This window comes from Streptomyces sp. NPDC059897, assembly GCF_042730865.1.
Taxonomy (GTDB): domain Bacteria; phylum Actinomycetota; class Actinomycetes; order Streptomycetales; family Streptomycetaceae; genus Streptomyces.
The window spans coordinates 109,911-133,676 of sequence record NZ_JBHWKQ010000005.1; the positions used below are offsets into that span (position 1 = coordinate 109,911).

Here is a 23,766-nt window from a genome sequence, read left to right on the forward strand (position 1 = left end):
CGGGCACCGGCGCGCAGGTGGGTGCCGGGCGCCCGGTCATGCGTGAGGGCCCCCGCGGGCGCTGTGGCGCACCTGCGAGGGCCCCTCCTACGGTTCTCGTTCCGCTGCGGCTGCTATCGCTTCTTGGCGGCCGCCTTCGGCGTGGCCAGACGGCTTGCGGTCCAGTCCTTACCCGCGCTGACGCTCTTGCTCGCGGTCAGGCCCGCCGTGGTGGCGGCCTCGCCGATCTCGCTGGCCTCGACGTACCCGTCGCGGCCGGTCTTCGGCGTCAGAAGCAGGATGGAGCCGCCCTCCTCCATGTAAGCGATGGCGTCCACCAGCGCATCAGTAAGGTCCCCGTCGTCATCCCGGAACCAGAGCACCACGGCGTCAGCCACGTCGTCGTAGTCCTCGTCGACGAGCTCGGAGCCGATGGCCGCCTCGATGGTCTCTCGGAGCTCCTGATCGACGTCGTCGTCGTAGCCGATCTCCTGGACCACCTGGTCGGTCTGGAAACCAAGCCTTACGGCAAGGTTCGTTTCCGCGTGGTCCGCGGTCGCGCTCACGGATTGCCTCCTGATCGTGTTTACGAAGTTGTCTACAGCCTCGCGTACGCGCGAAGCATTGGCCGTAGTCCACACGTGCGCGACGGATCGCGCAAGTACCCGGCCGTCAAGACCGCCGAAACGGTGACTTTCCAGGCCGTGTCACCGCAACTCCTGTCAAGGATCCCCGCTGGCCAGTGATGTATGCCACAGCGATCTGTCAGCTTTGCCCGTCACTGCCCGAGCACCCAGCGCGACCGGGCCCCACAGGGCCCAAGGAACACGTGAGCGAAATCGGCGTATCGTGGCGGTTTGAGCGCGACGGCTGGTGGGATGCGTACCGGACCTCGAATTACCTCTCGGTAGAGATGACGATTCCGAATTCGAGGTACACGATGGACAACGGCGCACCCGACAGTGGAACAGTGGCATCACCGACAGTGAAGGAACAGCGTGGTTTCCGGATCCGATCGCAACCCGATCATCATTGGCGGTCTCCCCAGCCAGGTCCCGGACTTCGATCCCGAAGAGACCCAGGAGTGGCTCGACTCCCTTGACGCCGCAATCGACGAGCGCGGCCGCGAGCGGGCCCGGTACCTGATGCTCCGGCTGATCGAGCGGGCCCGCGAGAAGCGCGTGGCCGTGCCCGAGATGCGCAGCACGGACTACATCAACACGATCGCCACCAAGGACGAGCCGTTCTTCCCCGGCAACGAGGACATCGAGCGCAAGGTCCTCAACGCGACGCGGTGGAACGCGGCGGTGATGGTCTCCCGCGCCCAGCGGCCCGGCATCGGCGTCGGCGGCCACATCGCCACCTTCGCCTCCTCCGCGTCCCTGTACGACGTGGGGTTCAACCACTTCTTCCGCGGCAAGGACGAGGGCGACGGCGGCGACCAGATCTTCTTCCAGGGCCACGCCTCGCCGGGCATCTACGCCCGCGCCTATCTGCTCGACCGGCTCAGCGAGGAGCAGCTCGACGGCTTCCGCCAGGAGAAGTCGAAGGCGCCGAACGGCCTCTCCTCGTACCCGCACCCGCGCCTCATGCCGGACTTCTGGGAGTTCCCCACGGTCTCCATGGGCCTCGGCCCGCTCGGCGCGATCTTCCAGGCCCGGATGAACCGCTACATGGAGGCGCGCGGCATCGCCGACACCTCCAAGTCGCAGGTGTGGGCCTTCCTCGGTGACGGCGAGATGGACGAGCCCGAGTCCCTCGGCCAGCTCTCCATCGCCGCCCGCGAGGGCCTCGACAACCTCACCTTCGTCGTCAACTGCAACCTGCAGCGACTGGACGGCCCGGTGCGCGGCAACGGCAAGATCATCCAGGAGCTCGAGTCCCAGTTCCGCGGCGCCGGCTGGAACGTCATCAAGCTGGTCTGGGACCGCAGTTGGGACCCGCTGCTCGCCCAGGACCGCGACGGCGTCCTGGTCAACCGGCTGAACACGACGCCCGACGGCCAGTTCCAGACGTACGCCACGGAGACCGGCGACTACATCCGAAAGCACTTCTTCGGCGACGACCACCGCCTGCGCGCGATGGTCGAGAACATGTCCGACAAGGAGATCCAGCACCTGGGCCGCGGCGGCCACGACCACAAGAAGATCTACGCCGCGTTCCAGGCGGCCCGGGAGCACAAGGGCCAGCCGACGGTGATCCTGGCGCAGACGGTCAAGGGCTGGACCCTCGGCCCGAACTTCGAGGGCCGCAACGCCACGCACCAGATGAAGAAGCTGACGGTCGACGACCTCAAGGGCTTCCGCGACCGGCTGCACATCCCGATCACCGACGCCCAGCTGGAGAGCGGCGCCCCGCCGTACTACCACCCCGGCCGGGACTCCGAGGAGATCCAGTACATGCACGACCGCCGCAAGGCGCTGGACGGGTACGTCCCGACCCGTGTCGTGCGCGCGAAGCCGCTTCAGCTGCCGGACGACAAGGCGTACGCGGGCGTCAAGAAGGGCTCCGGGCAGCAGTCGATCGCCACCACGATGGCCTTCGTCCGGCTGCTCAAGGACCTGATGCGGGACAAGGAGATCGGCAAGCGCTTCGTGCTGATCGCCCCCGACGAGTACCGCACCTTCGGCATGGACTCCTTCTTCCCGAGCGCGAAGATCTACAACCCGCTCGGCCAGCAGTACGAGTCCGTCGACCGTGAACTCCTGCTCGCCTACAAGGAGTCGGCGACCGGCCAGATGCTGCACGACGGCATCTCGGAGGCGGGCTGCACGGCCTCTCTGATCGCCGCCGGCTCCGCCTACGCGACGCACGGCGAGCCGCTGATCCCGGTCTACGTCTTCTACTCGATGTTCGGTTTCCAGCGCACCGGCGACCAGTTCTGGCAGATGGGCGACCAGCTGGCGCGCGGCTTCGTCCTCGGTGCGACCGCAGGCCGCACGACGCTGACCGGCGAAGGCCTCCAGCACGCGGACGGGCACTCGCAGCTGCTCGCCTCGACCAACCCCGCCTGTGTCGCCTACGACCCGGCGTACGCCTACGAGATCGCGTACATCGTCAAGGAGGGCCTGCGCCGGATGTACGGCCCGACGGCCGACGGCCAGGCGGGCGAGGACGTCTTCTACTACCTCACCGTCTACAACGAGCCGATCCAGCACCCCGCCGAACCGGCCGATGTCGACGTCGAGGGCATCCTCAAGGGCATCCACCGCATCAGCACCGGGAACGCGGGCTCGATCCCCGCCCAGATCCTGGCCTCGGGCGTCGGCGTCCCGTGGGCGTTGGAGGCCCAGCAGATCCTCGCCGACGAGTGGAACGTACGGGCCGACGTCTGGTCCGCGACGTCGTGGAACGAGCTGCGCCGCGATGCGGTGGAGGTGGAGCGCCACAACCTGCTGCACCCGGACGAGGAGCAGCGCACCCCCTACGTCACGCAGAAGCTGTCCGGGGCGGAGGGTCCGTTCGTCGCGGTCTCCGACTGGATGCGCTCCGTCCCCGACCAGATCGCGCGCTGGGTGCCCGGCACGTACCAGTCGCTGGGTGCGGACGGTTTCGGTTTCGCGGACACCCGGGGCGCCGCGCGTCGTTTCTTCCACATCGACGCCCAATCGGTGGTGGTCGGCGTGCTCACGGAGCTGGCGCGGGAGGGCAAGATCGACCGCTCGGTCCTCAAGCAGGCGATCGACCGCTACCAACTGCTCGATGTCTCGGCCGCCGATCCCGGTGCGGCCGGGGGCGACGCCTGAGCGGTATCCGCCTGGTCGATGACTGAGCGGAGGGCGGCGAGAGCTTCGGCCTCGCCGCCCTCCGGCATGTCGTGTGGTGCGCTCAGAACGCTCCGCCCGCGAGCGGACCGGCCGCCGAGGCCAGCCAGACCATCGCGAGCAGCGTGTCGATCGCGCCGAGCACGACCGCGACGAGTGCCGGAACCGACTGTGTGCCGGTCCAGCGCCGGCCCATGGCCAGCCAACCGCAGACGACGGCGGCCGGTCCGAGCACGATCCCCAAGGTGAAGAAGCCGACGATCGCGCAGATGAGGCCGATGATTCCGAGCGACGCGCGGTCCGGCCCGGTCCGTGACCCTGTGCGGCCACGTGAGCGGGGGTGCTTGCGCGTGGTGTGTCCGAAGCCCGCCATCATCACTCCCTGAGTTCTTCCGGGTTGTTCCGGACTCGGGCGATGCTTCGGGTACCCCCGCTTTCCGTGGTCTATCGCGCGCGCCGCTCCGCGGTCCCCCGCCGGGGTCTACTGCTCCCAGACCTTGAACGCCCGCGCCCGGTAGGGAGATTCGGGCTCCCACGTCCCGCTGCCGGGGTACGTCTGGAACTCGCCCGTCTCCGCGCACACCGCGGACTGGTACGTGGTGACGGGACGGCCGGTGCGATTGGCGAGGGACACCGCGCTGCTCCCCTCCGGCAGCGCGATGCAGCTCTCGATGTCGATGCCGGCCAGTTCATAGGCGTGCCGAGGCCCCTTGAACCCGGTCTTGCCCCAGAGGCAGAGCTCTCCCGCCGAGCAGTCGCCCAGGGATGGTGGCGCCGCCGCGGTGGCGAGGCCCGGAGTGAGTGCCGCCGCGGCGAGTGCGGTGGCGGCGGCAGCCGTGGTCATGAACGTACGCATGTGCTTCAACCCCCGTGTCGTGTCGACCAGTTGCGTTCGCGACTGATCGCGTGCAGCCACTCTCGCCCGGAGGATCCGGTTCCGGGAAGGGCTGCCGAGGGACGTCACCCTGATAAGCGAAAGCCCCCGGAGAGTTCCCGGGGGCTTCCCTCTCACGAGCGGTTTCGCGCGGCACAAGGGCGGTTTCGCGCGATCCGGGCCGGTGCCCGGCCGTCAGATGTGCGCCGCACCCGCGCCCGCCTCCGCGTTCGCCCCGCGCTTGGTCAGCAGCGCGACGAGGATGGCGACGACCGCGACACCCGCGGCGACCAGGCAGGCCATGCTCATGCCCGCCATGAAGGTGTCCTGGGCGACGCCGGTGATCTTCTCGGCGAGCGCCGGCGGGGCGCCCGGGGGCACCGGCGCGACACCGACCTGGACCGCCTCCGAGGCCTGGCCCAGCTGATCGTGCGTCAGCGGCGGGAGCCCGGCACCCGTCCAGTTCCCGGCGAGATCGCTGTCGACCTTGGACGCCATGACGGCTCCGAGCACGGCGGTGCCGAGGCTTCCACCGATCTGCATCGCGGCCTGCTGGAGACCGCCGGCCACGCCGGAGAGCTCCAACGGGGCGTTGCCCACGATGACTTCCGTTGCTCCGACCATCACGGGGGCCAGGCCGAGGCCGAGCAGGGCGAACCAGAGGGACATGATCCCGCTGCCCGTGCCCGGTTCCAGCGTGGACATCCCGTACATGGCGGCGGCGGTGAGCGTCATGCCGCCGGCCAGCGGTATTCGGGGACCGACCTTCGTGATCATCGCGCCCGCCAGCGGGGAGCCGACGATCATCATTCCGGTCAGCGGAAGCAGGTGCATACCGCTCTCGACCGGGCTCATGCCGTGCACGTTCTGCAGGTAGAACGTGACGAAGAACAGGCCGCCCATGAACGCGATGGCCATGAGCACCATCAGCACCACACCGGCCGACAGCGGCACGGAACGGAACAGGGCGAGCGGGATGAGCGGTTCGGCGACGCGGGTCTCCCAGAGCGCGAACACCGCGAAGCACAGCACGGAAACGGCTATGAACGTCCAGGTCATACCGTCGCCCCAGCCCCAGGTCGGCGCCTTGATGAGCGCCCAGACCAGGCAGAACATCGCGCCGGACAGCAGCACGATGCCGAGGACGTCGAAGGACCGCGGCGCGTTCTCGGCACGGTGGTCCAGGAGGATGAAGAGCCCCAGGGCGAGGGCGAGAACGCCGATGGGGACGTTGATGAAGAACACCGACTGCCAGCTGACGTGTTCGACGAGCAGTCCGCCGACGATCGGGCCGCCGGCGGTCGAGGCGCCGATGACCATGCCCCAGATACCGATCGCCATGTTCAGCTTCTCGGCGGGGAACGTGGCGCGCAGCAGGCCGAGCGCGGCGGGCATCAGGAGCGCCCCGAACAGGCCCTGGAGCACGCGGAACGTGATGACAAGGGCGATGCTGTCGGACAGGCCGATGGCCGCCGACGCGGCGGCGAAGCCGACGACACCGATGAGGAAGGTCTGCCGGTGGCCGAATCGGTCACCGAGCTTGCCCGCGGTGATCAGCGTGACCGCGAGGGCGAGGAAGTAGCCGTTGGTGATCCACTGGACGTCGGCGAAGGTCGCACCGAGGTCCTGCTTGATGGTCGGGTTGGCGATGGCGACGATGGTGCCGTCCAGGGCGACCATCATGACGCCGATCGCGACGGAGAAAAGTGTCAACCAGGGGTGACCGCGCAGCCCCTTGGCCGGTGTCGGGACGTGCTCGGGCTCCGGAACCCGGTCCGCCTTGTCGACAGTGGTCTGACTAGTCATGCGTTCGAGGCTAATGACAGCCACTGACAGTTGACGAAGCATTTAACAAGTCAGTGACTGTCACTTCGCTCACACTATGGTGAGCTGCACAAACGGCAAGAATGAGGACCATGACGGATCGAATCAACCTGCGTGAACTCAAGAAGCAACGCACGCGAAACGCCTTGTTGCGCACCGCACTTGAGCTGTTCACGACTCAGGGGTTCGACCGGACGACGGTCGACGAGATCGCCGAGATCTGCGAGGTGTCCCAGCGCACGTTCTTCCGGTACTTCGCGAGCAAGGAGGACGTCGCGCTCGCGGTGCAGCAGACGGTGGAGAAGCGCTTCGTCGCCGCGCTGCGCGAACGACCTTCGGGGGAAAGCCCGTTCGAGGCGCTACGGCGGACCGTGCTCGGCACCTGGGACGCGATGAGCCGCGTCGTGGAAGAGCTCATCCCGCTCGAACTCCACATGCGCACCTACCAGATGATCGAGTCCACCCCCTCCCTGCTCGCCGTCCATCTGCGCCGCTCCATCGAGTTGGAAGAGGAACTCGCGCGCGTAGTCGCCGAACGCGAGGGACTCGACGTGGACGACGATCCGCGCCCGCGCGTGGCCGTCGCCGCGTTCGGTGGCGTCATGCGGATGACCGGACGCCTGTGGGGCGCGGGAGCGGACGCGAGCATCGAGTCGATCCGCGCGCTCACCGAGTCGTATCTCGACCACTTGCGACCTTCCCTGGCCGGCCAATGGCGCCACGACCAGGGCTGATCGGCTCGAGTGCGACACAGTGAGCTGGGTCGCATCCACGCGCGCGGGAGGCACTTATTACCCCTACGTAGCGTGAGACCACCGCTGCAGTGGTGTCCGGTTCTACCCAAATACACCACGGGAAACGTGATCCGCCTCACCTCATTCACGGTGCCGCGGGCGCTTCTCCTAGGGTGTTCCGCAGTGACTTCCTTCGATACCTCTCCCCAACTCAACGTCTGGCGCGCACTGCTTGCGCTGGTCGTCGTGTTCGTCATGCTGGCCACCACCGGCTGGACCGCGGTGCGTCATCAGCGAGGCGTCACATCGCCGCTCCAGACCGCGCTCACCGCTTGGGAGCACGGCCGGATAAACGGACATGCCCTCCCCGCGCACGACGGCTCCCCCAACCGCCTCGCGCACTTCTTCGACTCGCTGAGCGCACACCAGCGCGGTGAGCTCGCCGCCCGGTATCCGCTCGCGGTCGGCAACATGAACGGCGCTCCTGTAGAGCTGCGCTATCGCGCCAACCGCGTCGCGCTCGACCAGGCCCGTCAGGACGAGCACAGACGCATGTACGACAAGCGGCTGTCGTCCGTCGGACACGCCGACGCGAAGAAGCGCATGAACAGGTTCGCGTCGCTCGCGAAGCCCGACCGCAAGATCCTCTCGTTCGACCCCCTGGGCGCCGGCCGGGTCGCCGAGGTCTTCGGTGACCTCGACAAGGCCCAGCGGGTGTCCGTCGTGGTGCCCGGTGTCGACACGAACGTGCTCACCTTCGAGCGCACGTCCCGCCAGTACTCGGCGCCCGTGGGCATGGCGCGCTCCCTGTACGGCGCCGAGCGCGAAGCCAGCCCGCACACGCGTACCGCGGTCGTCGCGTGGGCCGACTACACCGCGCCTGCCGGCCTGGGGGTGGACGCCGCCACGGCGATGCGCGCCGAGGACGGGGCGGTGCGGCTCAACGCCATGCTGCGCGGCCTGCCCGGCCAGTCCTCCGTCGCCGTGTACTGCCACAGCTACGGCTCGGTGGTGTGCGGCGTCGCGGCGCACCGCATGCCGGAGCGGGTCAGCGACATCGCGGTGGCGGGCAGCCCCGGCATGCGTGCCCAGAGCGCGGCGGGACTCGACACGCACGCGCGCGTGTGGGCCACCCGTGACCGGGACGACTGGATCCAGGACATTCCCTACATGGAGGTGGGCGGCCTCGGTCACGGAGCCGACCCCGTTTCCTCCGCGTTCGGCGCGCGCGTCATGGCGGCAGAGGACTCCAAGGGCCACACCGGCTACTTCGTGCCCGGCACCGAGAGCCTCGCCAACTTCGCCGACATCGGCACCGGTGGCTACAAGACAGTGCACTGCGCCGGCGGAGGTCAGGGCTGCCTGGACGGATTTTCCGGGAACGTCTCCGCCTGACGCGCGTAGAAAGTGGTGAAACCGCGGTCTGCCGCGACAGGCGACGGAGACGCGCGCTCCGCCTACGATGAGCCACATGGGTGACGTACTGGCCGGATTTCATGCCGCCTGGGAGTTCGAGTCCGACTCCGTGCTCATCCGCTTCGAACGGGGGATCCGCACGCCGAAGCTCTTTCAGGCGCTTGGCGAACGCCGCATCCCTCTGGAAGCGGTCGCGGCGGTGTCCCTGACGCCTGGCAAACGCGGGACCGTCGTGCTGCACGCGGTCCCGCGGCCGGGCGCCGACCCCTTGATGGACGCTGCCGCGGGCCAGCTCAAGGAGGGCAGCGACCCGTACCGTCTCGTGCTGCCCGCCGAGCGGGAGATGCTCGGCGAGTACTACGCGGACGAGCTGCGGGCGAAGCTCTCCGACCATGAGGACGTGCGTCCGGAGAGCTATCTGGTGGCTCCGCCCGAGGCGCCCCGCCAGTTCAAGGCCTACGACGGGAAGGCCACCTTCGACGGGGACTCGGTGGCCTTCCGCTGGTTCTGGACCGGAGCGTCCTCCGCGAAGTGGAAGGCCGGGGACAAGACGTTCCCGGTGTCGGACCTGAGCGGCGTCGAATGGCGCTCGCCCGAACTCTTCGAGGGCCATCTGCGCCTGCTGCCCCGTGACGCCTCCGGGGAGCAGCCGGGCCAGGCCGACCAGGATCCGAGCGCGGTCGTCTTCGGCCTCGGCTACGGGCCGGTGCACGAGTCGCTGCCGTTCGCCGCCTCGGTCCTGGCGGCCGTGCGCGCCTCCGGGCCCGCGCCGCCGCAGGGTGGCGCCTTGTGCACCGAGTCGGCGGGCCCCGGAAGGCGCGACCCCGCGGACATCGCCGACCGCATCCGGCACCTGGGCGAGCTGCACCAGGCGGGTCTGGTGACCGATGCGGAGTTCACGTCGAAGAAGGCCGAGCTGCTCGCCGAGCTGTGACCTCATACCTGGGTAGGGGGTGCGGTTGAGCACTCCGGTATGACGGCGCGATTGGGCCCTGATGTCTACGCTGAACTGGCCATGAGCACTGCACCGACATCCCCCGAGAAACCGCCCCGCCCGCCGGACGACGGCTCCGGCCGGGTGGGCTCTCGGCGTATGACCACGGCGGTGCGACGGCTGGGCGACCGGCTGGCCTCGGCCGGGGCGACGCTGACCACGGCCCTGGGCGACGACCGGTCGGAGCCCCTGCTGGCGCACGCGCCCCGCCGTTGGATGCGGCTGCTGCCCTATCTGATCGCCTTTGGCTTCACCGCGTCGCTGATCCCGGTCACGACCCAGGTCCTGGCGAACGACTACGGGGTGGGCGGTGGTCTCGCCGCGGCGATCGGCGTGGCGCAGTCCGCTCCCCTGATCCTCGCGGTGAGCCGGCCGCTGGCCGCCTGGTACATCATGATCACCGCGGCCGTGCTGGGCACGATCCCGGTCTTCCAGGGGGACGCGCACCGTGCCTCCCCGTGGACGGCCATGGTGATCGTCGGGTATCTGGTGCTGTGCATCGCGCTGGCCCTGCGGGAGAGCCGTCGCACTCTCATCAAGATCTGGCTGGTCACCGTCGTCGCCAGCATCGTGTTCGGCATCTTCCGCGACAGCACCAGCCAGGACACGGGAGTGCTCCTCATCGTCCTGAGCGGTGGGGTGCTGCTCCTGGGCGCGCTGCTGCGCGAGCGCGGCGAGACGAGACGCAAGCTCGTCGCGCAGGAGACGATCAGCGAGGCCGAGCGGACCCGCAGGACGCTGCTCGAGGAGCGGGCCCGAATCGCGCGCGAACTGCACGATGTCGTCGCCCACCACATGTCGGTGATCACCGTGCAGGCCGATTCCGCGCCCTATCGTCTGCAAGGCCTGCCCCGCGAGGCGGGCAAGGAGTTCGAGTCGATCGCCGCGGGCGCGCGGGCGTCGCTGACCGAGATGCGGCGGCTGCTCGCGGTCCTGCGCAGCGAGGAATCGCGGAGCGATCTGGTTCCGCAGCCCGGCCTCACCCACCTGCCCCAGCTGGTCGAGGCGACCGTACGCGGTGGGGTGCCGGCCCACCTGTCCTATCCGGAGCTGGCGCTCGTCGGGGAACTGGCCCAGGTGCCCCCGGCGGTGGACCTCTCCGCGTACCGCATCGTGCAGGAGGCGCTGTCGAACGTGGTGCGGCACGCCCCGGGCGCACTGACACAGGTCTCGATCAGCCTCGACGACGACGCCCTGCTGGTGGTCGTGGTCAACGGTCCGGCCGCGGAGCCGCGGTCGCCCGTCGAATCGACCGTCGGCACCGGACACGGGCTGATAGGGATGAACGAGCGCGTACGGTTGGTCGGCGGCACGCTGGACGTGGGCCCGCTGCCCGATGGAGGTTTCCGCGTCGCGGCCCGGCTCCCGTTGACCGTGCCCGACTCCCCGACGGCATAAAGGAATTCGACACGCATGACCATCCGCGTGATCATCGTCGACGACCAGAGCATGGTGCGGGCGGGTTTCGCCGCGCTGCTGAACGCGCAGAGCGACATCGACGTCGTGGGCGAGGCCCCGGACGGCAGGGAGGGCGTCCAGGTGAGCCGCTCCACGCATCCCGATGTCGTCCTCATGGATGTGCGGATGCCCGAGATGGACGGGCTGGCCGCCGCTCAGGAACTGCTGACCCCACCGCCCGGCGTGGTGCACCGGCCTAAGGTGCTGATGCTCACCACGTTCGACGTCGACGACTATGTGTACGCCGCGCTGCGGGCGGGCGCGTCCGGGTTTCTGCTCAAGGACGCGCCACCGGCCGATCTGATCGCGGCGGTGCGCGTGATCGCGTCGGGTGAGGCGCTGCTCGCTCCGACGGTCACGAAGCGGCTCATCGAGGACTTCGTCAAGACCCGCCCCGCGCACCGCAAGAGCCACTCTCCGCTGCTGAAGAGCCTGACACCGCGGGAGGTCGAGGTCCTCGAGCTGATCGCGCGGGGACTGTCCAACCAGGAGATCGCGAAGAAGTTGGTGCTGGCCGAGCAGACCGTGAAGACCCATATCGGCCGGGTGCTGGCGAAATTGGACCTGCGCGACCGGGCGCAGGCAGTGATCTTCGCGTACGAATCGGGTCTCGTCGCGCCCGGCGGGCAGTGATTCGCCGCTCCTGAGGCGGCCGACCCCCTACTGCGGTATCAGTCGGAGTACCCAGGTATCAACGGCTAGTTGGCTCCGCAGTGTGACGTCCCGGCCGCGTCCGTCCTCCTACCTTCCCCTCGTCACACCACTGGACGAAGGGGAGACGGGCGATGGGCCTGAGGTCTTGGAAACAACGCGGCCGTCGCGCCGCGGCAGCCGCCGCGCTCACGGCGATCGCCGTGTCCGGCACGGCGGGTTGGGCATCGGGCCAGGAACAGCGCCCGCTCACGGGCCCTCCCCCGGGCACCGCTTCGTGGCGTGCGGACGGGTCGCTGGGGAGCGGGCTGCCTGACCCGGAGACGGCGAAGCCCTCTCAAGTCGCCTCCTTCTTCGACGGGTTGAGCGGGGCGGAGCGGCATGACCTGGCCGCGCGGCACCCATCCGTCGTCGGCAATCTGGACGGCGCCCCGGTCTCTCTGCGGTACGAGGCGAACGCGTTGTCGCTGCGGGCCGAGCAGGCCGGGGCCCGTGCCGACGCCAAGGACCGAGCGCTTACCGAGCGGCAGCGTTCCTCGGCGCGTGCGCTGGCCGACCGCTGTGCCCAACTGCTCGCGCAGGACCGCCGGATACTCGCCTTCGACCCTCGCGGACGTGGCCAGATCGCGGAGGTCTACGGGGACTTGGAGACGGCTCGGCATGTCTCCGTGATCGTGCCGGGCTCCGACATCGACCTGAGCACGTTCGACCGGACCAGGGACGTGTACGGGACACCGACGGGGATGGCGCGCTCGCTGCACCAAGCGGCAGGCGGGCGGACAGCCGTGGTGGCCTGGGTCGGATACACCACTCCGGTGGGCCTCGGCCCGGACGCGGCCACGGGCCGGCTGGCCGAGGCGGGAGCCCCCAGGCTGGCCCGCTTCGCGCAGGGCCTCACCGCGGCGGGCGCCCCGAAGCCGACCGTCTTCTGCCACAGCTACGGGTCGGTGGTGTGCGGGCTCGCCGCGCCCCGGCTTCCCGCAGCGGACCTCGTGGCCCTCGGCTCGCCCGGGCTGCACGCCGACACGGTGGCCGACCTGCGCACCCGCGCCAGGGTGTGGGCGGCCAGGAACGACAGCGACTGGATCGGCAAGGTGCCGAACGTCGAACTGTTCGGCCTTGGGCACGGCACCGACCCGACAGACCCGTCCTTCGGAGCCCGGCGGGTGCCCGCCGAGCGAGCACAGGGACACACGGGCTACTTCGCGCCGGGCACGGACTCGCTGCGCGCCTTCGCCGACATCGCCACCGGAGCTGCGTCATGACCGCCACCTCCCTCCGCGCTTCCCTGTCCTCGGCCATCACCTCGATCGACGCGAAGACCCCGGCCCACCGGGACCGGGCGGTGGACGGGCTGCGGGCGTTGGCCCTGCTCGCCGTGCCGACCGGACACTGGCTGCTCGCCGGCTTCACGCTCGACCCGCAGAGCGCCCTGCACAATGCGAGTCCGCTGAGCAGCTTCGGCTTCTTCGCGCCCCTCAGTTGGGTGTTGCAGATGCTCGGCGTCTTCTTCCTCGTCGGCGGATACGCCTCGGTCCTGTCGTTCCGGCGGGCACGGGAGCGGGGCACGTCGACGGCCGGCTGGCTGCGCGGCAGGCTTGCCCGGCTGGGTCGGCCGGTGCTCGGCGTGACCGCGGTGTGGGCCGTGATGGCCCCCTTGCTGTACGGCCTCGGGGTGCCGATGGCGACGCTGCGCACAGCTTCCACCCTGGTGATACAGCCCTTGTGGTTCGTCGGCATCTACACGGTGATCACCGCGCTCACACCGTGGTGCGTCAAGGCGGCGCGGCGGTTCGGCGCCTGGTCCGCGGTCCCACTGATCGGATCGGTCGCCGTCGTCGACTTCCTCCGGTACGGCCCCTTCTCCTCGGCCGTGCCGTCGTGGCTGAGCCTGCTCAATCTTCTTCCGGGCTGGATGTTCGCGTATCAACTGGGCGTCTGCTGGGGCGAGAAGAGGCTCGGGAAGCGGGGCGCCTGGGCGCTGCTCGTCGGTGGAACGGCCCTGTTCGCGGCCCTGCTGCTGCTCTTCCACTACCCGGCGTCGATGGTCGGGGTGCCGGGCGAGGCGCGGACGAACTCGCACCCGCCGTCGCTGCTGGTCCTCGCCCTGGCCGCCGCACAGAGCGGCGCGGCGATACTGGTGCGGGACCGTCTCGGCAGGCTGCTGCGCCGCCCGGCCCTGTGGGCACCGGTCGTGGTCATCAACCTGTCGGCGATGACCATCCTGTGCTGGCACCAGACGGCGCTGCTCGCTGCGGCGATACCCGGCTCCTTCGCCGGCGCGGTACCGGGCCTCACGACGGCCCCGGACACGCTCGCCTGGATAGCGATCCGTCTCGCGTGGCTACCGCTGTTCGCGACGCTGCTCGTCCTGATAGGCCGCTATGCGCGGGGCTTCGAGTCGCCGTGGGAGCGGGTGAGCCGGGGGCGCCGGGCGGTGGCGGGGCTGCTCGCAGCCGGGTTCGCGGTGTTCGCGCTGGGGCTGGCGTGAGGTGCGCGGGGCCCGCCGGTCGGGACCATCCGCCGCGGGCGGCCCCGGCTACTCGCGGCCGGCCGAGGTGGCGGTCATGTCCGCGTACCGGTCCCCCGAGACCTTGGCCGCGATCGGCTCGAGGAGTTCCCGCTCCTCGTCGGTGAGCACGATGCGGGTCGCCTCGGTGTTCTCCTCGACGCGCGTGCGCTTGCGGGTGCCGGGGATCGGGACGACGGCGAGGCCGAAGGCCCCCGCCTGCTGCTGCACCCAGGCCAGGGCGACCTGGCCGAGTGAGGCGCCGTGGGCGTCGGCGATCTGCCGGACCGGGTCCAGCAGGGCCGCGTTGGCGGCGGCGTTGTCGCCGGTGAACCGGGGCTGTTGGCGGCGGAAGTCGTCATCGGCGAGTTCCTTGTCGGCGGAGACGAAGGCGCCGGTGAGGAAGCCGCGGCCGAGCGGGGAGTACGGGACGAGCGCGACGCCGAGTTCCGCGGCGGCCGGTACGACCGAGCGTTCGATGTCTCGGCTGAACAGCGACCACTCGGACTGGACGGCCGCGATCGGATGGACGGTGTGGGCGGCGCGCAGTTCGGCGGCGGTGACCTCGCTGAGACCGAGGTGCTTGACCTTGCCGGCGTCGACGAGTTCGGCCATCGCTCCGACCGACTCCTCGATCGGCACCTTCGGGTCGCGGCGGTGCATGTAGTACAGGTCGACCGAGTCGACGCCCAGGCGCTGGAGGCTGGCGTCGATGCAGGTCCTGATGTAGGCGGGGTCGTTGCGGATGACGCGCTTGGTCGGGTCGCCCGGATCGGACCCGATGGCGAACTTGGTCGCCAGGACGATCTCGTCCCGGTGCGCCTTGACGAAAGGAGAGAGGAACTTCTCGTTCTCACCGGCACCGTAGACGTCGGCGGTGTCGTACAAGGTGACGCCGAGTTCAAGGGCCCGCTCCAGGGTGGCCCTGGCCTCGTCGCTGTCCGTCGGTCCATAGGCCCAGCTCATCCCCATGCAGCCGAGGCCCTGAATGCCCACCACGGGCCCGTTGTTTCCCAACTCAACAGTGGGAATGCGCCGCTGATCGCCGACCCGCGGCGTCCGCTCGGTGCTGCTCATGCGGTTCACGCCCTCTCCGGCGCCGGTCGGGCGCCCGCATAGAAGTCGATCTTGTAGTCCAGCACGGCCAAGGTGTCCTGAAGCTCCGCCACCCGGTTCAGGACATCGCGGCGGGTCGCTTCGAGCAGCTCCCTGCGTTCGTCGAAGGTCTGCTCGCCCCGGCGCACGAGTTCGGCGTAGCGCACCATGTCGGCCACCGGCATCCCGGTGAGCCGGAGCTTGCCGACGAGTGCCAGCCAGTCCAGGTCCCGGTTGCTGTAGCGGCGCTGCCCGGTGTGCGAGCGGTCGACGTCGGGCATCAGGCCGATCCGCTCGTACCAGCGCAAGGTGTGGGCGGTCAGTCCGGTGAGGGCGACGACCTCGCTGATGGTGTAGTGGTCCTGCCCCTCGGGGCGGGGGTGCGGGGGTGGCGCCGAGGCACAGTTGTCGGTCTTCCGGGTCGCCGCGCGGGACCGGGGCGTGGTCTCCATCACCGTCATGGACCCCACGCTAGAACCTTGGAGTGCACTCCAAGCAAGCGCGGCACTGGAACACGGTCCGGGAAATCGGCACGACACTCCGAAGACGGCCCGGTTACGGTGCGGGCCATGACTGCCGTACGCCGTGCCACACCTGCCGACGCCGCGGAACTGGTCCGCCTGCGCAAGATCATGCTGGATGCGATGAGACCGAGTGACGACGTGGCGTGGCAGCCGTACACGGAGAAGACGCTGAGGTTCCATCTGGCCGACGTGGAAGGCCCGTTGTCGGTGTTCGTGGTCGAGGCCCCGGACGCTCCGGGGACGCTCGCGGCCTGCGCGACGGGGACGATCGACCTCAGCCTGGGCGGTCCCGGGAACCCGGAAGGCACGGCGGGGCACGTCTTCAATGTCTGCACCGATCCCGCGTACCGGCGCCGCGGCTACTCACGGGCCTGCATGGATGCGCTGCTGGCCTGGTTCAAGGAGCGGGACGTGCGCCGCGTCGATCTGCACGCCTCCGCCGAGGGCGAGCCCCTGTACTCCTCCCTCGGCTTCGCCCGCACGCCCGCTCCCGCGATGAGGCTGACTCTCTGACGTCTTCGGTGAGGAATTAGGCTCGTAGGCATGCAGAGCCTCGCGTTGATCGAGAACTGGCCGGTACCGACCGCCGCAGCAGCCGTCGTCCGTGCGGACGGCACGGTACTGGGCTCCCAGGGACCCACGGCCCACCGTTTTCCGCTGGCCTCGGTCACCAAGCCGCTCGCCGCCTACGCGGCGCTGGTCGCGTACGAGGAAGGGGCGATCGAGCTCGAGGAGCCGGCGGGCCCCGAGGGCGCGACGGTCCGGCATCTGCTGGCCCACACCAGCGGACTCGCCTTCGACGAGCACCGGACGACGTCGGAGCCGGGCACCCGGCGGCTGTACTCGAACGCGGGCTTCGAGGTGCTCGGGGACCACATCGCGAAGGCGACGGACATCCCCTTCGGTGAGTACCTGCGCCAGGCCGTGCTCGAACCGCTGGGCATGACGGCGACGACCCTCGACGGTTCGCCGGCCAAGGACGGTGTGTCGACGGTGGACGACCTGGTGCGGTTCGCCGCCGAGGTGCAGGCGCCCCGGCTGCTCGACCCGCGGACGGTGGCCGAGGCGATGACCGTGCAGTACCCGGGCACGAAGGGCGTGCTTCCGGGGTACGGGCACCAGAACCCGAACGACTGGGGTCTCGGCTTCGAGATCCGGGACCACAAGTCGCCGCACTGGACGGGCGGTTCGTCCTCGCCGCGTACGTTCGGGCACTTCGGGCAGTCGGGCACGTTCCTGTGGGTGGACCCTGATGCGGGGGTGGCCTGTGTGGCACTGACGGACCGGGCGTTCGGGCCGTGGGCGGCCGAGGTGTGGCCCCCGTTCACGGACGCGGTGCTCGCGGAGCTCTGACAGGGGGCCGGGCGGGGTGGCCCGGTTCAGCCGCCCATCTCCCAGATCAGCAGCTGCGCCTCCGTCGCCGCCAGCATCTCGAGGCCGGTCTCCGCGGTGATGCGGGCGGCGTCCCCGTCGGCCAACTCCGTGTCGGCGAGGCGCACTTCGCCCCGCACCACGTGCACGTACACATGCGGGGCGGTCGGCAGCTCGCCGCGCTCGCCGGCCGCCAGCCGCCGGACGTGCAGCATGGCGCCCGCCGCGGGGACGTCGTACGGAGTGGAGTCCGCGATGCCGTGCACCACCTCGTACGCCGGGTCACCTCCGGGGTCGAGGGGGGCCAGCCACATCTGGACGAAGGTGAGGGGCTCGGCGCCGTCGTTGCGTTCGACGTGGCGGACGCCGCCGCCGGAGCTGAGGCGCTGCACGTCGCCGGGGCGAACCACCGACTCGTGGCCGGTGGAGTCGCGATGGGTGAGCTCACCGGTGACGACCCAGGTGACGATCTCCGTGTGGCTGTGCGGATGTTCGTCGAAGCCGGCGCCGGGTGCGAGGCGCTCCTCGTTGCAGGCGAGGAGCGCGCCGAAGCGCAGGTTGTCCGGGTCGTAGTGCGGGCCGAAGGAGAACGCGTGGAGGGATTCGATCCCCTCCGCGGGTTCGCCGCCGGGATAACGGTCGCCGGAGCGGCGTACATCAATCACGCGGTACACGGTAGCCCTCGTATCCGGCCGTTCGGCGGGCTCACCTCGGACCCTCCACTCCGCGGGGGCGTTCCGATAAGGCAGTCTTGTCCCCGTGCCCCAATCGGAATCAGAGCAGCCCTCAGCGAACGAACCAGCGGCCCGTCAAGGCGGCCCCGCGGAGCCTCACCCGCACTCGGCGACCCTGAAACGCCTGGAGAAGTCGTCCGGGGCACTCGCCGCGCAGGCGATTACGCGCATGGACGAGACCTTGCCCTGGTACCGGGCGATGCCTCCGGAGAACCGGTCCTGGATCGGTCTGGTGGCGCAGGCGGGCATCGCCGCGTTCACCGAGTGGTTCCGGCAGCCGGACGCACCGCAGGCCATCTCGACAGATGTGTTCGGGACCGCGCCCCGGGAGCTGACCCGGGCGATCACCCTGCGCCAGACCGTGGAGATGGTACGGACGACCATCGAGGTCATGGAGTCCGCCATCGACGAGGTGGCGGCGCCCGGCGACGAGAGCGTGCTGCGGGAGGCGCTGCTCGTGTACGCGCGGGAGATCGCGTTCGCGACCGCCCAGGTGTACGCGCAGGCGGCGGAGGCGCGGGGCGCCTGGGACGCGCGGCTCGAGTCGCTCGTGGTGAACGCCGTGCTGTCCGGCGAGGCCGACGAGGGCGCGGTCAGCCGGGCCGCGGCGCTCGGCTGGAACTCGCCCGAGCACGTGTGCGTGGTGCTCGGCACGGCGCCCGACGGGGACAGCGAGCTGACGGTGGAGGCGATCCGGCGGGCCTCGCGCCACGCCAAGCTGCAGGTCCTCACCGGAGTGCTCGGGAACCGGCTCGTCGTGATCGCGGGCGGCAGTGACAATCCGCTGGCGGTGGCGAAGTCGCTGATCGGGCCGTTCGCGGCGGGTCCCGTGGTCGCCGGGCCCGTGGTGCCGGACCTGCTGGCCGCCACGCGGTCCGCGCAGGCCGCGGCCGCCGGGCTCAAGGCGTGCGGCGCCTGGCAGGACGCTCCGCGCCCCGTGCTGGCGGACGATCTGCTTCCGGAGCGGGCGATCGCGGGAGACCCCGCCGCGCGGGACCAGTTGGTGGAGGAGATCTACAGACCGCTCGAGGAGGCGGGCTCGGCGCTCCTCGAGACGCTCAGCGTCTACCTGGAACAGGCAAGCAGTCTGGAGGGCGCGGCCCGGATGCTCTTCGTGCATCCGAACACCGTCCGCTACCGGCTTCGACGTGTGACCGACGTCACCGGCTGGTCACCCTCCGATGTCCGCTCGGCGTTCACGTTGCGGATCGCCCTCATCCTGGGGCGTCTGGCCGAGGCCGATCCCCAGTCGTAGGCTTTTGTCGGGGGCCTACAATTCCCCCTTCGGTTCTTCGTCCCTGTCCCCACCGGCGGCCCGACCCGTCCCCAAGAGAGAGTGTGAGAGTGCTCGTACTCGTCGCTCCCGGCCAAGGCGCCCAGACGCCCGGCTTCCTGACTCCCTGGCTCGAACTCCCCGGTGCCGCGGACCGCCTTGCCGCGTGGTCCGACGCCATCGGCCTCGACCTTGCCCACTACGGCACGCAGGCCGACGCGGACGCGATCCGTGACACGGCCGTCGCCCAGCCGCTCCTTGTCGCGGCCGGGCTGCTCTCGGCCGCCGCGCTCGGCGATGTCGCGCCGGGCGCCGTGGCGGGGCACAGCGTCGGTGAGATCACCGCCGCGGCGTTCGCGGGGGTGCTCGACGAGGCCACCGCGCTGAAGCTCGTGCGCACGCGCGGTCTGGCCATGGCCGAGGCCGCGGCGATCACGGGGACCGGGATGTCGGCGCTGCTCGGCGGCGACCCCGAGGTCACCGTCCCGCACCTGGAGAAGCTGGGCCTGACTCCGGCGAATGTGAACGGCGCGGGCCAGATCGTGGCCGCCGGCACGCTGGAGGAGCTGGCCGCCCTGGAGGCCGACAAGCCCGAGGGAGTGCGTCGCGTGGTGCCGCTGAAGGTGGCGGGCGCGTTCCACACCCGGCACATGGCGCCTGCCGTGGCGAAGCTGGAGGAGGCCGCCAAGGAGCTGGCCCCTGCCGACCCCACGGTCACGTACGTCTCGAACAAGGACGGCAAGGCCGTCGCGACGGGCTCCGAGGTGGTTTCCCGTCTGGTCGGTCAGGTCGCGAACCCCGTCCGCTGGGATCTGTGCATGGAGACGTTCAAGGAGCGCGGCGTGACCGCGCTCATCGAGGTGTGCCCGGGCGGCACCCTCACCGGGATCGCCAAGCGCGCGCTGCCCGGCGTCAAGACCCTCGCCCTGAAGACCCCCGACGACCTCGACGCAGCCCGCGCCCTGATCGCCGAACACGCCACGACGGCCTGACAAGGAGATCCGAGCAGCATGTCGAAGATCAAGCCCAGCAAGGGTGCCCCGTACGCGCGCATCCTCGGTGTCGGTGGGTACCGTCCGACCCGGGTCGTGCCGAACGAGGTGATCCTCGAGACGATCGACTCGTCCGACGAGTGGATCCGCTCGCGCTCCGGCATCGCCACCCGGCACTGGGCCAGTGACGAGGAGACCGTGGCGATGATGTCGGTCGAGGCGTCCGGCAAGGCCATCGCCGACGCGGGCATTCGCCCGGAGCAGATCGGCTCCGTGGTCGTGTCGACCGTCTCGCACTTCGCGCAGACGCCCGCCATCGCGACGGAGATCGCGGACAGGCTCGGTACGGACAAGGCCGCCGCGTTCGACATCTCCGCGGGCTGCGCCGGCTTCGGCTACGGCCTCACGCTCGCCAAGGGCATGATCGTCGAGGGCAGTGCCGAGTACGTACTTGTGATCGGCGTGGAGCGGCTGTCCGACCTGACCGACCTGGAGGACCGCGCGACGGCCTTCCTGTTCGGTGACGGCGCCGGTGCCGTGATCGTCGGCCCGTCCCAGGAGCCCGAGATCGGCCCGACCGTGTGGGGCTCCGAGGGCGACAAGGCCGGCACGATCAAGCAGACGATGCCGTGGGACGAGTTCCACAGCACGGATGCCGCGCAACTGCCCGTGGACTCCCAGGGCAACGTCAAGTTCCCTGCGATCACGCAGGAGGGCCAGGCGGTCTTCCGCTGGGCCGTGTTCGAGATGGCGAAGGTCGCCCAGCAGGCGCTGGACGCGGCCGGGATCAGCCCGGACGACCTCGATGTCTTCATTCCGCACCAGGCCAACGAGCGGATCATCGACTCGATGGTGAAGACTCTGAAACTGCCGGAGCACGTCACGGTCGCCCGTGACATCCGCACCACCGGCAACACGTCGGCCGCCTCGATTCCGCTCGCGATGGAGCGGCTTCTGGCGACCGGCGAGGCGAAGAGCGGCGACACCGCGCTCGTCATCGGCTTCGGGGCGGGTCTCGTGTACGCCGCCACGGTCGTTACCCTCCCCTAGGCAACTCGTCCGGATCTTCGGATCCGTACGACTGCAAACAACCTGCCGCTGCCGCGGCGGGCGCCACACCCTCTGGATACACACCGAAGGAGCGCCACAATGGCCGCCACTCAGGAAGAGATCGTCGCCGGTCTCGCCGAGATCGTTAACGAGATCGCCGGGATCCCCGTTGAGGACGTCCAGACGGACAAGTCCTTCACCGATGACCTGGACGTCGACTCGCTGTCCATGGTCGAGGTCGTCGTCGCCGCCGAAGAGCGCTTCGACGTCAAGATCCCGGACGACGACGTCAAGAACCTCAAGACCGTCGGCGACGCCACGAAGTACATCCTCGACCACCAGAGCTGAGCCACAGCCTCAGCCCCCGGTCAGTCGCTCCGCCACCCGGCGGTGGCGCCGCTGAATCCCTCGGATCCGTTGGAGAAAGAATTCCTGTGAGCTCGACCAATCGCACCGTGGTCGTCACCGGTATCGGCGCAACCACACCGCTGGGTGGCGACGCGACATCCACCTGGGAGGGACTGGTCGCCGGACGTTCCGGCGTCAAGCCCCTCGAGCAGGAGTGGGCCGCCGACCAGGCGGTCCGCATCGCGGCGCCGGTGGCCGTGGAGCCGGGCGAGGTCATCCCCCGCCCGCAGGCCCGCAAGCTGGACCGCTCGGCGCAGTTCGCGCTGATCGCGGCCAAGGAGGCCTGGGCGGACGCCGGTTTCACCGACAAGGCGGGTGACGACGCGAGCGTCGACCCCGACCGTCTGGGCGCCGTCATCGCGTCCGGCATCGGCGGCGTGACCACGCTCCTCGACCAGTACGACGTGCTGAAGGAGAAGGGCGTACGCCGCGTCTCCCCGCACACCGTGCCGATGCTGATGCCCAACGGCCCCTCGGCCAACGTGGGCCTGGCCGTGAACGCCCGCGCGGGTGTGCACACGCCGGTCTCCGCGTGCGCCTCCGGCGCCGAGGCCATCGGCTACGGCATCGAGATGATCCGCACCGGCCGCGCCGACGTCGTCGTCTGCGGTGGCACGGAGGCGGCCATCCACCCGCTGCCCATCGCCGCGTTCGGCAACATGATGGCGATGTCCAAGAACAACGAGGACCCGCAGGGTGCCTCGCGCCCCTACGACACCGGCCGGGACGGCTTCGTCCTCGGTGAGGGCGCCGGCGTCATCGTCCTGGAGTCGGCTGAGCACGCCGCCAAGCGCGGCGCCCGCGTCTACGCGGAGGCGGTCGGCCAGGGCATCTCCGCCGACAGCCACGACATCGTGCAGCCGGAGCCGGAGGGCCGCGGCATCGCGCACGCCCTGCAGAACCTGCTGGACAGCACCGACCTGGACCCGGCCGAGATCGTCCACGTCAACGCGCACGCGACGTCGACGCCCGCCGGTGACATCGCCGAGCTGAAGGCGCTGCGCAAGGTGTTCGGCGACGACACCGACCACTTCGCCGTCTCCGGCACCAAGTCGATGACCGGGCATCTGCTCGGCGGCGCCGGTGGTGTCGAGTCCGTGGCGTCGGTGCTCGCGCTGTACCACCGGATGGCCCCGCCGACCATCAACGTCGAGAACCTCGACCCCGAGGCCGAGGGCACCGCCGACGTCGTCCGCGGTGAGGCGCGCAAGCTGCCGGTCGACGGCCGGATCGCCGCGCTGAACGACTCGTTCGGCTTCGGTGGCCACAACGTGGTGCTGGCGTTCCGCACGGTCTGAGACACGCAGACGCTCCGCTGAACGTGGGAGTGGGCCCGCCCCGGGTGTCCGGGGTGGGCCCACTTGCCATTTGCGCTCGCACGGCCCTCGCAGGACCTCACACCACCTGGTGCAGCCACCTCACCGGGGCGCCCTCTCCGGCGTAGCGGAAAGGCTCCAGTTCGTCGTCCCAGGGCTTGCCGAGGAGCCTCGCCAGTTCGGCCTCCAGGTCAGTCTCGCCGGCCTTGGAGCGGGTCAGTGCGGCGCGCAGCCGGTCCTCAGGGATGAGGATGTCGCCGTGGATGCCGGTGATGGCGTGGAAGATGCCGAGTTCGGGGGTGGCGCTGTAGCGCTCGCCCTCGGCGGCGGCGCAGGGTTCGGCCGTCACCTCGAAGCGCAGCAGCTGCCAGCCGCGCAGCGCGGAGGCCAGCTTGGCCGCGGTGCCCGCCTCGGCCCGCCAGGAGAACTCTGATCTCCAGGTGCCCGGCGCCGCGGGCTGCCTGATCCAGTCGAGGCTGACGCGCGCGCCGAGTACGCCCGCGACCGCCCATTCGACGTGCGGGCACAGCGCGCGCGGAGCGGAGTGCACGTACAGAACTCCACGTGTCGTCACCGGGACCTCCAGTGTGGGTCGAGGTTCGCCTTCCCCAGCGGCCTCGCGCCCGTGCCGAGCCTTCTTCCCATTGCCCGGAACGACAAGGTCCAGACAAAAAGGGACACATCTGACGTGTTGTAATTTAGCGGAACCGGTACAGCGGGACCCCAGTGGGTCGACCGGGGATCCCGGGGCGAGGCTATCGCGCAGCAGCGCAAGGAGTGTGACGTACTGTCGGTCCCGG

Annotated in this window: 23 protein-coding genes; 15 read left to right on the plus strand and 8 right to left on the minus strand. The window is 70.0% G+C overall.

From position 1 onward, the window contains the following. Positions 1 to 113: 113 nt before the first annotated feature. Positions 114 to 545, minus strand: a complete 432-nt coding sequence (locus tag ACFV9W_RS08070; protein ID WP_266720038.1) for a DUF3052 domain-containing protein — start codon at positions 543 to 545, stop codon at positions 114 to 116. A 432-nt stretch (positions 546 to 977) separates the two neighbouring features. On the opposite strand from ACFV9W_RS08070, the gene aceE reads away from it, so the two are divergent. After that, positions 978 to 3,725: a pyruvate dehydrogenase (acetyl-transferring), homodimeric type gene (gene aceE, locus ACFV9W_RS08075; protein ID WP_385756745.1), complete on the plus strand. Its 2,748-nt coding sequence runs from the start codon at positions 978 to 980 to the stop codon at positions 3,723 to 3,725. An 82-nt stretch (positions 3,726 to 3,807) separates the two neighbouring features. Here the strand turns inward: aceE and ACFV9W_RS08080 are convergent, their stop codons facing one another. The 3 genes from ACFV9W_RS08080 to ACFV9W_RS08090 all read right to left on the minus strand — a co-directional run bounded on the left by ACFV9W_RS08080 (position 3,808) and on the right by ACFV9W_RS08090 (position 6,423). After that, on the minus strand, positions 3,808 to 4,119 hold the full coding sequence (locus ACFV9W_RS08080) for a small hydrophobic protein (RefSeq protein ID WP_385756747.1): 312 nt from the start codon (positions 4,117 to 4,119) through the stop codon (positions 3,808 to 3,810). 105 nt (positions 4,120 to 4,224) lie between these two features. After that, positions 4,225 to 4,599, minus strand: a complete 375-nt coding sequence (locus ACFV9W_RS08085; protein ID WP_385756749.1) for a peptidase inhibitor family I36 protein — start codon at positions 4,597 to 4,599, stop codon at positions 4,225 to 4,227. A 213-nt stretch (positions 4,600 to 4,812) separates the two neighbouring features. Next, a complete protein-coding gene (locus ACFV9W_RS08090) occupies positions 4,813 to 6,423 on the minus strand; it encodes an MFS transporter (protein WP_385756750.1) in 1,611 nt (536 codons plus the stop codon). A 110-nt stretch (positions 6,424 to 6,533) separates the two neighbouring features. On the opposite strand from ACFV9W_RS08090, the gene ACFV9W_RS08095 reads away from it, so the two are divergent. From ACFV9W_RS08095 to ACFV9W_RS08125, 7 genes are all read left to right on the plus strand, one after another. Further along, entirely contained in the window at positions 6,534 to 7,175 is a 642-nt protein-coding gene (locus tag ACFV9W_RS08095; RefSeq protein ID WP_385756751.1) for a TetR/AcrR family transcriptional regulator, read from the plus strand. Positions 7,176 to 7,358: 183 nt separating this feature from the next. Further along, entirely contained in the window at positions 7,359 to 8,570 is a 1,212-nt protein-coding gene (locus ACFV9W_RS08100) for an alpha/beta hydrolase (RefSeq protein ID WP_385756753.1), read from the plus strand. Between the two features lie 76 nt (positions 8,571 to 8,646). Next, positions 8,647 to 9,525, plus strand: a complete 879-nt coding sequence (locus tag ACFV9W_RS08105) for a DUF4429 domain-containing protein (RefSeq protein WP_385756755.1) — start codon at positions 8,647 to 8,649, stop codon at positions 9,523 to 9,525. A gap of 81 nt (positions 9,526 to 9,606) precedes the next feature. Continuing rightward, positions 9,607 to 10,983: a sensor histidine kinase gene (locus ACFV9W_RS08110; RefSeq protein ID WP_385756757.1), complete on the plus strand. Its 1,377-nt coding sequence runs from the start codon at positions 9,607 to 9,609 to the stop codon at positions 10,981 to 10,983. A gap of 15 nt (positions 10,984 to 10,998) precedes the next feature. After that, the gene (locus ACFV9W_RS08115; RefSeq protein WP_385756759.1) at positions 10,999 to 11,676 is read left to right on the plus strand and encodes a response regulator; all 678 of its coding nucleotides are present in this window, start codon (positions 10,999 to 11,001) and stop codon (positions 11,674 to 11,676) included. A gap of 152 nt (positions 11,677 to 11,828) precedes the next feature. After that, positions 11,829 to 12,959 carry an alpha/beta hydrolase gene (locus ACFV9W_RS08120; protein ID WP_385756761.1) on the plus strand — a complete coding sequence of 377 codons (1,131 nt, stop codon included), beginning with the start codon at positions 11,829 to 11,831 and terminating at the stop codon, positions 12,957 to 12,959. Continuing rightward, positions 12,956 to 14,185 (plus strand): acyltransferase, encoded by a 1,230-nt coding sequence (locus ACFV9W_RS08125; RefSeq protein ID WP_385756763.1) that lies wholly within the window; start codon positions 12,956 to 12,958, stop codon positions 14,183 to 14,185. Before ACFV9W_RS08120 ends, ACFV9W_RS08125 begins: the two co-directional genes overlap by 4 nt. A 48-nt stretch (positions 14,186 to 14,233) precedes the next feature. Here ACFV9W_RS08125 and ACFV9W_RS08130 read toward each other — a convergent pair whose 3' ends face one another. Beyond that, entirely contained in the window at positions 14,234 to 15,280 is a 1,047-nt protein-coding gene (locus tag ACFV9W_RS08130; protein WP_385756765.1) for an aldo/keto reductase, read from the minus strand. Between the two features lie 5 nt (positions 15,281 to 15,285). Continuing rightward, positions 15,286 to 15,759 carry a MerR family transcriptional regulator gene (locus ACFV9W_RS08135; RefSeq protein ID WP_385756766.1) on the minus strand — a complete coding sequence of 158 codons (474 nt, stop codon included), beginning with the start codon at positions 15,757 to 15,759 and terminating at the stop codon, positions 15,286 to 15,288. A 108-nt stretch (positions 15,760 to 15,867) separates the two neighbouring features. Here ACFV9W_RS08135 and ACFV9W_RS08140 point away from each other — a divergent pair, with 108 nt between their 5' ends. Both ACFV9W_RS08140 and ACFV9W_RS08145 read left to right on the plus strand, forming a co-directional pair. Beyond that, a complete protein-coding gene (locus ACFV9W_RS08140; protein ID WP_385756768.1) occupies positions 15,868 to 16,335 on the plus strand; it encodes a GNAT family N-acetyltransferase in 468 nt (155 codons plus the stop codon). 30 nt (positions 16,336 to 16,365) lie between these two features. Beyond that, positions 16,366 to 17,175 carry a serine hydrolase domain-containing protein gene (locus ACFV9W_RS08145; RefSeq protein WP_385756769.1) on the plus strand — a complete coding sequence of 270 codons (810 nt, stop codon included), beginning with the start codon at positions 16,366 to 16,368 and terminating at the stop codon, positions 17,173 to 17,175. A 26-nt stretch (positions 17,176 to 17,201) separates the two neighbouring features. On the opposite strand, the gene ACFV9W_RS08150 is transcribed toward ACFV9W_RS08145, so the two are convergent. Then, positions 17,202 to 17,867 carry a pirin family protein gene (locus ACFV9W_RS08150; protein ID WP_385756770.1) on the minus strand — a complete coding sequence of 222 codons (666 nt, stop codon included), beginning with the start codon at positions 17,865 to 17,867 and terminating at the stop codon, positions 17,202 to 17,204. Positions 17,868 to 17,952: 85 nt separating this feature from the next. On the opposite strand from ACFV9W_RS08150, the gene ACFV9W_RS08155 reads away from it, so the two are divergent. From ACFV9W_RS08155 to ACFV9W_RS08175, 5 genes are all read left to right on the plus strand, one after another. Further along, positions 17,953 to 19,182 carry a PucR family transcriptional regulator gene (locus ACFV9W_RS08155; RefSeq protein WP_385756772.1) on the plus strand — a complete coding sequence of 410 codons (1,230 nt, stop codon included), beginning with the start codon at positions 17,953 to 17,955 and terminating at the stop codon, positions 19,180 to 19,182. 89 nt (positions 19,183 to 19,271) lie between these two features. Next, on the plus strand, positions 19,272 to 20,192 hold the full coding sequence (locus ACFV9W_RS08160; RefSeq protein WP_385756774.1) for an ACP S-malonyltransferase: 921 nt from the start codon (positions 19,272 to 19,274) through the stop codon (positions 20,190 to 20,192). Positions 20,193 to 20,210: 18 nt separating this feature from the next. Further along, positions 20,211 to 21,242, plus strand: coding sequence for a ketoacyl-ACP synthase III (locus tag ACFV9W_RS08165; protein ID WP_385756776.1), 1,032 nt, complete (start codon positions 20,211 to 20,213; stop codon positions 21,240 to 21,242). 99 nt (positions 21,243 to 21,341) lie between these two features. After that, complete coding sequence (locus ACFV9W_RS08170) at positions 21,342 to 21,590, plus strand: acyl carrier protein (protein WP_385756778.1); 249 nt, start codon at positions 21,342 to 21,344, stop codon at positions 21,588 to 21,590. A gap of 86 nt (positions 21,591 to 21,676) precedes the next feature. Continuing rightward, on the plus strand, positions 21,677 to 22,948 hold the full coding sequence (locus tag ACFV9W_RS08175) for a beta-ketoacyl-[acyl-carrier-protein] synthase family protein (protein ID WP_385756780.1): 1,272 nt from the start codon (positions 21,677 to 21,679) through the stop codon (positions 22,946 to 22,948). 97 nt (positions 22,949 to 23,045) lie between these two features. On the opposite strand, the gene ACFV9W_RS08180 is transcribed toward ACFV9W_RS08175, so the two are convergent. Beyond that, on the minus strand, positions 23,046 to 23,540 hold the full coding sequence (locus ACFV9W_RS08180) for a DUF3145 domain-containing protein (protein ID WP_385756782.1): 495 nt from the start codon (positions 23,538 to 23,540) through the stop codon (positions 23,046 to 23,048). Between the last annotated feature and the right edge of the window lie 226 nt (positions 23,541 to 23,766).